Annotated in this window: 7 protein-coding genes; all 7 read right to left on the bottom strand. The window is 74.9% G+C overall.

Annotated elements, in window-relative coordinates; translation table 11 throughout:
• Positions 1-1134: a lantibiotic dehydratase C-terminal domain-containing protein gene (locus tag ACZ6ZI_RS29560; RefSeq protein WP_469525824.1), complete on the bottom strand. Its 1134-nt coding sequence runs from the start codon at positions 1132-1134 to the stop codon at positions 1-3.
• Positions 1122-4043 carry a lantibiotic dehydratase gene (locus tag ACZ6ZI_RS29555; protein WP_469525822.1) on the bottom strand — a complete coding sequence of 974 codons (2922 nt, stop codon included), beginning with the start codon at positions 4041-4043 and terminating at the stop codon, positions 1122-1124. The genes ACZ6ZI_RS29560 and ACZ6ZI_RS29555 overlap by 13 nt, the downstream gene beginning before the upstream one ends.
• Before the next feature lie 29 nt (positions 4044-4072).
• Positions 4073-5701, bottom strand: a complete 1629-nt coding sequence (locus tag ACZ6ZI_RS29550) for a nitroreductase family protein (protein WP_469525820.1) — start codon at positions 5699-5701, stop codon at positions 4073-4075.
• A 42-nt stretch (positions 5702-5743) separates the two neighbouring features.
• On the bottom strand, positions 5744-7687 hold the full coding sequence (locus ACZ6ZI_RS29545) for a TOMM precursor leader peptide-binding protein (protein WP_469525817.1): 1944 nt from the start codon (positions 7685-7687) through the stop codon (positions 5744-5746).
• Positions 7677-9902, bottom strand: a complete 2226-nt coding sequence (locus ACZ6ZI_RS29540) for a TOMM precursor leader peptide-binding protein (RefSeq protein WP_469525815.1) — start codon at positions 9900-9902, stop codon at positions 7677-7679. The genes ACZ6ZI_RS29545 and ACZ6ZI_RS29540 overlap by 11 nt, the downstream gene beginning before the upstream one ends.
• A 262-nt stretch (positions 9903-10164) precedes the next feature.
• Positions 10165-11928: an AfsR/SARP family transcriptional regulator gene (locus ACZ6ZI_RS29535; RefSeq protein ID WP_469525814.1), complete on the bottom strand. Its 1764-nt coding sequence runs from the start codon at positions 11926-11928 to the stop codon at positions 10165-10167.
• Between the two features lie 463 nt (positions 11929-12391).
• Complete coding sequence (locus ACZ6ZI_RS29530; RefSeq protein WP_363060352.1) at positions 12392-13012, bottom strand: L-threonylcarbamoyladenylate synthase; 621 nt, start codon at positions 13010-13012, stop codon at positions 12392-12394.
• Between the last annotated feature and the right edge of the window lie 141 nt (positions 13013-13153).

Below are 13153 nucleotides of genomic sequence, written 5' to 3'. Positions count from 1 at the left end.
TCACGACCGGATCACCCGGGCCGCCGCCCCTTCGGGGTCCTGCGCCCCGTCCGCCCCGTCCGGTCCGTCCGCCCCGTCCGCCCCGTCCGGTCCCGCCGGGACGCCGAGGTGCTCGCGCAGCACCCGACCCAGCAGGTGGGCGAGGTAGGCCTCGTCCCGGATGGTCACGTGCAGCCGGTTGTTGGTCATGTGCATGTACGGGGACAGCAGTAGGGGCAGCGCCACCGCCGGATCGTCCACCCGCTCGTCCCGGCTCCCGTCCCAGGACCGGAACACCAACCGCTCCTCGCGGGCCAGCGCCACCGCGCGTTCCCGCAGCTCGCGGCAGTGCTCGGCCCATCCGGCGAGGAAGCCCGGCAGCCGGCCCGTCTCCCCGGAGTCGAGGGCCTCCAGCACCGCCGCGAACCGCCGCCCCAGCCCCGGGGCGGTCTGCTCGTAGGTGCGGTCGTACTCGGCGGACCCGATGAACCCGGTCCCGGGGAAGGCCTGGTGCCAGAACCGGTAGTACCGGTCGAGGTAGTCGCCGAGCTCGCGCCGATCGGGCAGGAACACGCCCGCCATCACCATCATCAGCTGCGCGGCGGTGCCCAGCAGCACGGTGCGCAGGTGCAGGTTCATGCCCCCGAACGCCTCCGTCACCAGATCGCTGGAGTGCGCGAAGTGCCACTCCGCGAGCTCCACCCCGTCCGGGCCGCCGTACTTGCCGTACTCCGGTTCGTAGGGCTCGTAGGACCAGGAGTTGTTGGGGCGCAGGTTCATCCGCCCGTCCGGGCCCATGAAGGCCGCCCGGTCGCCGTCCGGGAACTCCATGTCGAACAGCGTGTTGTAGAACTCGTTGAGGAAGCCGGAATCCACCTCGTACAGCGCCGGTCTCGCCTTCAGGAACGCCGTCACGGCCTCCTCCGCGCGCCGGCGCACCTCGGCCTCCGCGTCCGGGGTGACGGGCCGCAGCCGCAGCCGCACGTGGGGCCCCTCCAGCCAGTAGTTGATGAAGAAGTGCCCGGCCAGCAGGCCGTCCGTCGTCAGGGAGGCGATCAGCGGTCGCACGCAGTTGACCAGCAGGGGCTGCGGGTTGGCGGCGTAGAAGACGTGCATGGCCTGCCAGGCGCCGCGCGTCGGGCTCAGTTCTGACATCGGGTGCCGCCCTCCTGGGCCGGGATCTCGGTGACGGTGGTGGTGAAGGTCTCGACGGCCAGTTCGGCGACGTGCGCGCCGCGTGCCGAGCGGGTGTGCAGCGCGTCCGGGCCGGGGAGCATCTCGCGGAAGACCACCCGGTGTCCGGGCTCGCGCAGCAGCGGTTCGAACGCGGCCAACGACAGCAGGCTCGCGAAGTCCACGTACTGGGGTTTGGCGCCCAGCGCCGAGGGCCCCGCCGACACCGTCGCGAACACCCGCTCCGGCAGGCCGTGCAGCCGCCGCCACCGCTGCCACTCCAGGAAGTGGTCGGCCCCGCGGGCCCCGTGCGCGGGAAGCCGCTCCGCCGTGGTCGTCCAGCTGCGCCGGCTCACCACCACGTCCCCGTGCACGACCCGGGGCCGCGTGTGGACTCCGTCCCGCGCCACGCCCTCCGGCACGCCCGCCCACACGTCCAGCGGCGACATGGACGAAGGCGACAGGAGCAGCAGCGTCCGCGGCACCACGGGCAGCGCGAGCGGCACGAGGTAGCCCAGGTAGACCGGGATCACCTCGCGGCCGAGCCGCCGCGAACGCAGGCCCACCCGCCCCGTCGCGGGGACGTGTTCCGCGTACAGGTCGTCCAGGCGCAGCAGCCGGTCCTCCGGCAGGGTGCCGCTCTCGCCCGGGCAGACGATCTCGTAGTCGGTCAGCCGTCCGTGCAGGTTCAGGTTGGTGGTGACCGGACCCCCGGTGACCTCCGCGAACACGGCGCCGGGGGGAGTGGCCCGGTCGGCCTGCGCGCGCAGCTGCGCGTCGAGGCCGGGCCGGTCCGCGTGCTCCTCGTAGACGTGCGTGAACCGGCTGAAGGGGAAGGACAGTCCGCCGTACGAACGGTTCAGCACGGTCCGCGGCGCCCCGCCGGCCGGGTCGTGGGCGAGCTGGACGTGGTGGCAGCGCGGCGCGAAGGCCGGTACGACAGGCTCCAGTTCGCCCGCGACCTCGGCCAGGTCCGCCTCCGTCAGCCGCAGTTCGACCCCGTCCGGACCGCCCTGCGCGTGCCCGGCCGCCTCCTCGTACGCCGCCCAGTGCGCCCGCATCCGGCCCACGAAGGCGCGCCGGGCCGCGTCCAGGGCCCGGATCCCGGGCAGGCCGAGCCAGTTCTCCTCCGGCACGTACTCGCCCCGCGCGTCGAAGGGGGTGCGGCGCGCGGTGAACGACAGGTACTGGTCGAAGAAGTCCTCGTGGAAGTCGTGCACCAGGCCCAACAGGTCCTCACAACGGCCCCCCTGCCCGTAGCGGGCGGTGAAGAACCCCTCGAAGGTGATCCGTTGGGCGAGCGTGAGGTCGAAGGCGGGCAGGATCCGCTCCAGCGAACGCAGCGCGCCGCCGTCCGCTCCCGCCCGGGCCCAGGAGGGACGCGCCGCGGGCAGGTCACGGCCCGCGCCGACGTCCTCGTAGAGCAGGGTCTGGGGCAACGGCGCGTCGGCCGGGGCCCCCAGCTCCGCCCAGACCAGGCGCAGCCCCTCCCTCAACTCCCGCAACAGGGCGGCCCGTTCGGAGCGGTCCGCGTCGGGGTAGCGCTCCAGCACGCGGGCGGGCTCCGCCAGCAGGTCGGCGAGGGCGTCGGCCCACGGCCGCTCCAGCCGCGCCAGCGAGCGCCGGAAGGCGCGCACGGGATCCCCGCTGTGCACCTCGGTGTCCAGGCACGGCACCCGCACCATGCCGAGCTGGAGGAGGGCGTCGACGTACGCCTCGCAGTCGGCCGTGTCGGCCCCGTGTTCGGCCGCCAGCCAGTCGACCAGCTCGTGATGGCGCAGGTCGGCCCCGAACCCGGTGGACCCGGCCCCGGCCCCGGACCCGGATCCGGCCCCGGGCGGGGCCGAGTTCGCCGCCCGCTCCGCGAAGAGCGCCAGCAGACGGTCCAGGGTGCCGCTGCGGCGCAGGAAGAACAGCCGGTCCTTGACCGCGTCGAAGGTGACGGCGGCCGCGTCGTCCCCGGCCGTCACGGAACGGCGCACGTACCGGATCCGGTCGTCCTCCCGGCCCCAACCCGAGGCGGGCCGCAGCGGCAGGTCCCGGCGGCGGACCGGATCGGCGAGGACCAACTCGGCGAGCCGCGCCAACACCACGACGTTCAGCCGGACGTGGCTGCGCCACCGGTCCTCGACCCGGATTCCGTCCGCGCCGAGCGCGCCGTCCGCGCCGTCCGTGCCGAGCGCGCCTTCCGGGTCCTCCGGGGCGAACAGGCCGGTCGCCACCCCGGTGAAGGTGCTGAAGGGGCTGGTCTTGCACGCGGTGCGGTAGAGGTACGAGAGCACCGACCGTTCCGCCTTGCGGGCCCGCCCCCCGGGCTCGGCGCCGCCGGCGACGGCCGCCGCGTACGCGTCGAGCTGCCCCTCCAGGACCGGGGAGGCCAGCAGCAGTCCGTGCCGCAACCGGTCGTCCTCCAGCAACTTGCTCAGCGCCGCCCGGCCCGCGCGCAGGTCGGCGGCCAGCAGCGGCTCGCCCTCGGCCCGCAGCTCGCGCACTTCACCGACCCCGGCCAGCCACGCGGCCAGCCGTTCCGCCGTCCGGACGGCCTCCCCGGGTGCCGCGCCCGGCACCTCGCCGGATTCCGCCACGAGGCGCAGCGCGGCCTCGGGATCCTCGGGGGGCCTGCCGTTGTGGATCCGGCGGCGCAGCGCCAGCAGCTCCCGGCGCCGGACCGCGCCCGGGCCCCCGGGCTCCGGGTCCGTCGCGCCGACCGCGCGGTGCAGTGCCTCGCTCAGCCACTGCGCCCGTGCGCGCAGGGCCTCCTCGGCCGTCAGTACGTCCTCGGCCCAACGGCGCGCGGCCTCGCACCGCAGCGCGTCGGCCGACTCCAGGGGCAGGCCGGCCACGCGCAGCATGAACCGCTCGCCCGCCCGCCACTCGGTGGTGGTCTTCATCCTGTCTTCCCGCTTCTCTCGTCGGCCGGTCAGGCGATCTCGTGGCGGAAGTCGGCCGGCCGCGGCCGTTCGTGGCCGAGCAGCATCACCAGCAGCGGGGCCTCGTCGGTGTCCGTCAGCCCCAGCCGCTCGGCGTAGGAGACGTTGTCGAAGCCGAGCGCGACGCCCGCGCCCAGCCCGTGCGCGGCCGCGGTGGTGTAGAAGGTCTGCGCGACCGCGCCGACGGTGGCGCCCACCAGGCGGTAGCCCCGGTCGCCCACCGCGTCGAGCACCTTCGTGGTGCGGACGGTCGGCACCAGCACCGCGCCCGCCTGCTCCAGGTTGTAGTTGGACAGGAAGTAGTTGCGTTGGAGGAAGGAACCGGGAGCGCCCGCCACCACCAGCCGCAGCGCGTGGGCGACGGGATCGTAGGCGTAGGTCCCCGGCGCGACCCCCTCGACGTGGTTGACGAAGGCGTACAACGAGGTCAGGCGGGGCCCGTCGGGACGCTCGGCCTCGCTGCCCACCGACGTGGCCGCGCAGTCGGCCAGCGCCGCCGCCAACTGCGCGGCCCGAAGCGGCCGGCTCGCGTCGAACCGGCCGAAGCTGCTGCGCCGGGCCCGCAGCGCCGCGGCGGCCCCCATCGGCGCCTCGGCGGGGGCGGGCAGCGGCGCGGGCTCGCCGCCGCGGGGCGCGAACGCGGCCGCCGCGTCCAGCGCGCCCGGCGCGGGACGGTCGGCCGTGCGCCCCAGCGTGGCGCCGTGGATCAGTCGCAGCGTCTCGAAGCGCAGCACCGTACGGGAACGCTCCGCGTCGCGGTGGCGCACGGAGAGCCCCGAGGGCGGGACGGCGACCGGGGGGCGCCCGGCGGATGCGGACGCGGACGCCGATGCGGACGCGCCGGCGGTGGGGGCGGCGGCGGTGGGGGCGGCGCCCTCCCACTCCAGCGGGACCGCGGCGAAGATCCCCTCCTCCTCGGGCGCCACCCCGAGCAGACCGGCCAGCCGCTCCTCGTCGAACCAGAGCGTGGGCGCGATCCGCAGACCGCGCTCCGCCGCCCACAGCCGCCAGGTCTGGACGACCGTGCCGACGTCCATGCTCACGGCGTGGAAGGAGAAGCTGTTGTACTTGAACGCGTTCTGCCAGTACTTGACGCTCAGCAGCAGGTACTGGGTGGGCCCCTCCTCCCCGGCCCCCAAGGCCGCGCGGACGTCGCCGGTGACGTCGCCCGTCAGCAGCCGGCGCAGCCCGTGCACGTGCGGGGCATAGTGGTACACGCCCGGGGTGAGGGGGCCGCCCGCGCCCGCCGCCCAGTACACGCCGACCGGGTAGAGCCCGCCGCCGGAGGCCGTCCCGCGCGACCAGTTGGCCTGCGGGTAGTGGGGGAGCGCGGCCAGGTCGGTGTTGGCCTGGACGCCGAGCCTGCGCCCCACCAGGCCGTACGAGTCCTGGAGCATCCCGGACAGCAACGTCAGGCTGAACCCGCTCGCGGCCGGCGCGCCCGGCACCGGCGCGCCCGGCACCGGCGCGACCGGCTCCGGCAGTGGCAGGGTCTCCGCCTGCGGGTAGTACTTCGCCTTGCGGGGGCGGTCGGCCCAGTCGGGCACGAAGTCCACGGGCTCCATCGGTATCCGGCCCCGGTGCAGGATGGCGCTCGCGTAGTCATGGGCGTAGCCCACGGATCCTCCTCGGTTCGTGTGGGGACAGGGCGGTGGCCCGCGTCAGGGGAAGGGGTGCGGCGCGACGTGCAGGTCGGCGGGGACCAGGTCCCGCTCGCGCAGCCCCGCCTCGCGCAGCGCCGTGCGCAGGCGGGGCATGCCGAGCGCCCGCTGCCGCGACCAGCCGAAGTCGATCGGCAGCAGCCCCGGCACCAGCACGCTCACCGTGTGCAGCCCCAGCACCCGCTGCTCCGGCAGCGTCTGGTCGACCACCACCACGTCGAACCCCCGGTCCGCGACGGCCTCCACGCAGCGCGCCAGGTCCTCGCGCACGTCGTGTGACACCGGCCGCTCGGGCGCCAGGTCGGCCACCGACCGCAGGGGGCCGCGGGGCCCGCCGCGCAGCAGGAAGTCGGCGTGCCGGCCCATCTCCGGCACCCCGTACACCAGCGGATGGTCGTGCAGGGCCGTCACCAGGGAGAAGTCGGCCGCCATCGCGCGCAGCCGCTCCCCGTCCCGTTCGGTGCGGCCGGGCAGGTTCACCGCGTCCGTGGCGATCTCGCACAGCGCGGAGTCCAGCGCCGACTCCGGATCCAGACCGGCCCCGGCCCCGAAGCACATCCGGCCCGTACCGCCGTCGAACCGCTCCGCGACGGCCGTCACCACCGGGATCGGGAAGCTGATCCGGGTGTCGAAGAACCGCGCCCGGTAGCCGTAGAGCGCGAGCCGGTCGACCATCGCCCGCGTCGAGGCCCGCGCACTGGTCGCGGGGTCGATCTCCGGCAGCCCTTGGCGCCCGTACCAGGTCAGCAGGAACGCGTCCCGCTCGACGACCTCCATCAGGCCGAAGTAGGCGGCCTCGGCCAGACTCCCGCCCGAGGCGCAGCCGTTGGAGCTCTCCTGGACGAACCGGTTCTCCAGACCCGGCGCGTGATAGTACGTCAGCACCTCGGGGACCAGTCGCGGTGTCTCGTCGCGCAGCGACCAGCCCCACACCCAGGGGATCTCCCGGTCGGGGTCGAAGGGCCGCACGTGCGGGTTGTCCCGGTGGAACTCCTCGTCGTACAGGCCGACGTCACGCGGGTCCACCGCCCGGTCGGCGAACTCCCGCAGGGAGCCGCGCACGCTCGTCACGCGCGACCGCGCCCGCATCCCCGCGTACCGCTCCAGACCCTCCAGCACCCCGACCCGGGCACTGCGTGCGAAGGAATCGGTGTGCCCGCCCCAGAACGTCTCGCGCAGGTACTCGCCCGACCGCATCGAGAAGCACCCGATGGTCGCCGAGGTCGAGGTCGACGAGACGTCCTGGACCAGGGAGGGACCCAGCGCCCCGCACAGCGGGTTCGCGAAGGCGGCCACCTCGATCCCGTACGTCTCCACGGGACGGGTACGGAACACCCCCGGCCGGTACTTGGGCGCCGGGGCGAACCCGGGCGCCTCCGGGGCGTCCACCACGGGCGTCGCGCACACCGGACACTCCGGATCGGGCACCAGGGGAAATCCGCGCACCGCACCGCCGCGCAGGTCCAGCGACCACACGACGGGGAACACCGCGTCGTCGACCGGAGCGGAGCCGGCGCGCACCACCAGCGCGGCCAGCGCGTCCGCCGCGAAGGCGTGCGCGTACGGCCACTCGCCCGCCGCCCGCGTGGCGCCGCCCAACTCCAGCGCGTCGCGCAGCGCGACCGAGCGGACGGCCTGCCACCGCCGCTCCAGGCAGTGGGCGCACCCCGCGGGGCCGCCCGCCGGGCCGCCCGTCGGCCCCACCACGGCCTGGTACCCGTACAGCCACACGGGGACGACGGGCTCCGCGCCCGCGTCCGGCGCGCCGGCGCCCGGCGCGAAGGCGTCGCGCACGCCCAGCACCGACAGGGCCACGGCCGGCCCCTCCAGGTCGGCCAGCGCCCGCTCCAGCAAGGCCGTGAACCGTCCGGCCGCCCCGGCCCCGAGCCCGGCCGCCACGCCGGCGTCGACCCGCACCGACGGGCCCCGGCCGCTACGCCTCATCGTCGGACTCCCGCACCGCCGTGAGCAGCACCCGTACGGTGTGTACGCCCACCCCGGCGAGGTCCGCCGACCCGGTGGACACCACGTACGCGTCCAGCCCGGCGTCCCCGAGCCGCTCCAGCACCCGCTGCCAGGACACGGCCGGGCCCTCCGCCACGGCCGCCGCCGGGCCGGAGGCGACCGGCAGGCGGGCGTCCAGATCGCGCAGCAGCGGATCACCGGTGTCGACCGGGGTGTCCCCGGTCGCCCCGTCGGCCTCGTACTGCACCGCGCCGAGCAGTTCCCGCAGCGCGTCGACGGCCGCCGTACGCCGGTCCAGGCCCGCGCCGAGCGCCCAACGCTCCCCGGAGCGGGCCAGCAGCACCTGCGCCCCGCTGCGCTCGCCCTCGCCCAGGTCCAGCAGCTCCGGGGTCATCCCGAGCCGGTCCGCCGACCGTACGAGGAAGGCCAGTTCCGCGTCGTCCCCGTCGGGCGCCGGCAGCGGCACCGCACCGGCCGCCGCACCCCGCACGACCCGCAGCAGCGCCGCGTGGCCCAGCGCGGACAGCAGCCCGGCGGCGGCCGCGTCGGCGGGGGAGGGGCCGGCGCCCGCCCCGGCCCGGGTCCGCTCGAAGAGCCGGTCGGCGTTGTGCGGGCCGAACGGCCGCACGGCGCCCGCCGGAACGAGCGCGGGTTCCTTCGTCAGCAGGGACACGGCCCGCTGGTACGCCGCCGGCTCGCCCGGTATCCCGGAGGCCGTGGCCAGCGCCGCCGCGGCCACCGGCGCGCCGTCGCCCTCGCGCGCGGCGGACCGGTCCACGACCCGCGCGGGCACGACGTGCTCCGCGTACACCAGGGCCGCCGCGTCGAGGGCCCGCATCCGCGCGCCGGCGACGTGGTGGATGTCGAAGGCGGCGACCGCGCGGACCCCCGCGTGGCCCACGCCCAGTTCGACCACGCCCAGCTTGAGCGGGATCTGCGTCAGCTCCTCGTCCGCGTACCCGGTGAACACCCCGGCCCGGGGGCGCACCGCGGCGGAGCGCCGGTTCAACTCCTCCACCAGCGCGTCGGCCTCGCGGGCCGTCTCCAGGGTGGGCAGCTCGGGCGCGCCCGAGGTACCGGCGGCGGCCAGGTCGACGGGCTCGACCTCCGGTTCCTCCGGCGGGGCGCAGAACGGGCAACGGGGGTGCGCGAACAGCGGCTCGGCGACCACGTCCAGCGAGGCGGTGTCCTGGACGAGGAGCCGGCCCTCGGTCTCGGCCGGCAGCGCGCCCGAGGCGGCGCGGAACACCTCGTACCCGAGGAGGTTGCCGAGCATCGCGGCCAGGGGCCGCCCCGGCACGCCGGCGGTCGACGCGGCCGCGTCGGGCAGGGCCAGGGAGCTCCACACGTCGGCGGCCCCCGCACCGCCGCGGGCCGCGCCCATCCTGAGGGCGGCGCACGACCAGCAGCCGGTCGTCCCGTGCGCCATCAGCGGCCCCACGACCGCGTCGTCACCGTAGGACCAGACGGGCAGCAGGGACCGCCCCTCGGGTATCCCGGCGCGCAGCAGGGGGAAGAGCCGGGCGGGCGCGGCGGGCCCGCCGGTGACCACGACGAAGTCGTAGTCCGCCAGCCGGTCCCAGTCCCACGCCCGGTCGTCCGACGGGACGGGCAGGGCGCGGACCTCCACGGGGCAGCCGTCGGCGCGGGTCTCGGCCGCCTCGGCCTCGACCCGCTCGGTGTCGGTGCCGGGCAGGACGCCGACGACGGCGCAGCCGTTGCGCACCAGGCTCAGCGCGCACCAGCGGGCCACGGCGTCCGTGCCGAGGACGGCGACCCGGGTGTGACGGAAGCGCAGGAAGCGGGCCTCGGCGTCGTCGGAGTAGTGGTCGGCGTAGGCGATCTGGGGGGCGAAGCGGCGGGCCACGTCGGGGGAGGGGGCCGGCCGGTCGGCGGTGTCCGCGCCCGCCTCCTCGACGGAGCGGGCGAAGTCCCGCTCGTACAGGGTCCTGACGAGTTCGCCGACCATCGCGCGCTGGGGATCGCCCATGCCCTGACAGAGCTCGGCGACGGAGTGTTCGCCCGTCAGGTGCGGGACGATCAGCGTGGCGAAACGGTAGGCGGTGCGCGCGGTGAGGCGGAATCCACCGTCGGAGTTGTGGAACAGCACCCCGTCGGGCGTCTCGGTGAAGAGCACGTCACGACGGATGCGGGGCCGGGTCGCGGCGACGGCCTGGTAGCTGGCCTGGGACATGGAACACCTCTGGGTGCGTCGGGGTGGGGCGAGGGCGTGAGGTGGGAAATGCCGGTGGAGCGCGGAACAGGGTGCGGTGGTGCGGGTGTGGTCCGTGGTGCGGGTGGTGTCCGGTGCGGGTGGTGCGGATGGTGCCGGTGGTGCGGCGGTGTGGTGGCTCGGTGGGGCTGGGCCGTACGGGACCGGGGTGGCCGGTCCGGGCGTACGGGCCCGGCGCGGCCGGGAGCGGGCCGCGGGCGGTGCGGCGCGGTGCGACGCGGGATCAGGGGTGGGCCGCGGCCGGGGCCGCGCCGTCGGCCTCCCGGGCCAGCCACCGCGCGCAGACCCGGAGGAAGGCATGGATCCGGTAGGGCTGACCGGGTGGGCCGTCCTCCAACATCCCCGCCTCCACGAGCTGTTCCAGGACGGTGGCGCTGCCCGCCGCAGCGAGACCGGAACCCTGCTTGAGCGAGCCCAACCGGAGGAACACCTCGCGCAGTTCGGGCGCGAGCGCGGCCACGGCCCGGCCCACGACCTCCGGGACCGAGAGCCGCGGGTCCTCCGGGAGGGCGAGCCGCCCCGGTGGGTCCTGCGCCAGCCAGGCCGCGCAGTCGGCGACGGACAGGGCGGGCCGGGTCAGCAGCCGGCCGGCGGCGATCCGCAACGCGAGCGGGAAGTACCCGCACGCTGCGGCGAGTTCGCGCGCGGCCCGCTCCTCGGCGGTGATCCGCTCGGCGCCGACGAGCCCGGACAGCAGCCCGAGGGCCTCCGCCGGTCCGAGGACGTCGAGCCGGTGCACGGCGCCGCCGTGCGTGGCCACGACCGCCGCCAGCGCGCGCCGACTGGTGATCACCACCGTGGCGGTCCCCGTGCCGGGCAGCAGGGGCAGCACCTGGCCGGCGCCGGCCGCGTTGTCGAGGATCAGCAGCCGCCGCCCGGGCTCGCGGGGTTCCGGCAGCAGCTTGCGCGCCTCCTCGACGTCCAGGGGGCTCCCGTCCGGCCGGGTGAGGTCCACGGCGAACACCCCGCCGGGGAAGGTCCCCTGGGCGGCGTACGCGCTCTGCCGCGCGAGCGCCGACTTGCCGATGCCGGGCGCTCCGGAGACGACGATCAGCCTGCATCCGTCGGGGTCGGTCAGGCGCAGCGCCATGGACCGCAGGTCCGCCTCGCGCCCGGCGAAGCCGGGGACGGGCGGGAACCCGCCGTGCGCGGGCGGGCCGGCGACCGTCAACGCGGGTCGCGCAGGAGGCGGTTCGACCTCCGGGGTGCGGGCGGTCGGGCCGCCCAGCTCCTCGGAGCGCAGGATCGCGAGTTCGAGGCGGCGCAGCCCGGGGCCGGGGTCCACGCCGAGTTCCTCGCGCAGCCGGTCGCGGACCGCCCGGTATTCGGCCAGGGCCTCGGCCTGCCGGCCCGTGCGGTAGAGGGCCTCGATGAGCTGTTCGGTGAAGCGCTCGCGGACGGGGTGGCGGCGGGTGGTCTCGTAGAGGTCGATCAGCACCTGGTGGCAGTTGCCTGCCGCCAGTTCGAGGTCGCAGACCCGCTCCAGCACCCGCAACCGTTCCTGTTCCAACGCGGGCGCCGCGTCCCGTTGGAGCATGCGCGAGGCCACGTTGGACAAGGGCTGTCCGTGCCACAGGGAGAGCGACTCCCGCAGGCGGTACAGTTCCTCGCCGCTCCCGGCGGCGGCCCGCGCGCGGGCGGTCAGTAACCGGAACAGGACGAGATCGAGGGTCTCTTCGTCGTTGCGCATGCGGTAACCGCCCGGCACCGCCTCGATGGTGGTCGCGGATATCCCGTATTTCTCGAATAGCCGGCGAAGGCGCAGCACACAGGTCTGGAGTGCGGCTCGCGCGGTGGCGGGGGGTTCCTCGTCCCATACGGCGCGCAGGAGATAGTCGGTGGAAACGACGGCTCCGGGATGGAGGAGCAGCGCGGCGAGGAGGCTCGTCGGTTTGGACGGTTTGAGAACCACCGTCTCGGGGCCCTGAGCGATGCTGAGCGGCCCCAGAAGCTGGAACCGCATCATGGTCCCCCCGTGTCGGGTCACGTGTGTCGCGTACGAACGCGCGGCGGGGACGCCGGCCCCGTGGGTCCGGGCGCCGCACCTGCGGCGGCTCCGGACGGGTTCCGGAAAAAGTCCGGACCATTACCGAGGGCTGTTGCCGCTCCCCGTCGAGCGGTGAATAGCTGGAACCCTACATAACGGATCTTGTGAAAGTCGAGCCGTCGAACCGATTCATTCACGCCAGGCCGGTGGACTTCTCCTCTCCGTTACTCGGGCGCCTCGTGGAGTTACTGTCGGTACGTCAATAATGTTCATATCTAAACGAGTAGCGCCATGAGCCGGGCTTGAGCGTGAATGGAGTAATCCCGACCCGAACGCGAGCCGGCCGGATTTCATACCCGGACGTGGCGGATTCCGATGGGAACCGGAATCCGCCGTGACGGCCGGAGCGGCGGGCGGGGGAAGGGAGGGGAGGAGAGGGGAGGAGAGGGGAGGGAGGCGGTGCCTATTCGAAACGGGCCGTGTCGCCCGCGCCCCGCCGGACGATCTCCGCCTCGCCGTCGGAGAAGTCGATGACGGTCGTCGGCCGGGTCCCGCAGTCCCCGGAGTCGACCACGGCGTCGACCAGGTGGTCGAGCCGCTCCTTGATCTCCCAACCCTGCGTCAGCGGCTCCTCCTCGTCGGGCAGGAGCAGGGTGCTGGAGACCAGGGGTTCGCCCAGCTCGGACAGCAGCGTCTGGGTCACGTGGTGGTCGGGGATGCGGACGCCGACCGTCTTCTTCTTCGGGTGCAGCATCTGGCGCGGCACCTCCGAGGTGGCCTTCAGGATGAAGGTGTAGGGACCGGGCGTCGCCGCCTTGATCGCGCGGAACACGTCGTTGTCCACGTGGACGAACTGCCCCAGCTGCGCGAAGTTCTGGCAGACCAGGGTGAAGTGGTGACGGTCGTCGAGGGCCCGGATCGAGCGGATCCGGGTCAGACCGTCACGGTTGCCCAGCCGGCACCCCAGCGCGAAGCAGGAGTCCGTCGGGTATGCGATGAGCCCACCGGCCCGGATGCTTTCGGCCACGCTGCCGATGGTGCGCCGCTGAGGATTCTCGGGGTGCACGTCGAAGTACTTCGCCATCCGCCGAGCGTACTGCTCCGTGCGGGTTCTCTTGCGGGTCCGTTCGGCGGCAGGGCCGGGTTTGTGATCATCGTCTTGGCTCCAGATCGTTTTGATGCTGCCATCCGGTCGGCATCCGGCCGCCGATCGGCGTACGAGATC

The organism is Streptomyces sp. NPDC103540 (assembly GCF_055584445.1).
The sequence above is the reverse complement of the archived record's forward strand: the minus strand, read 5'-3'. Positions and strand labels throughout refer to the sequence as shown.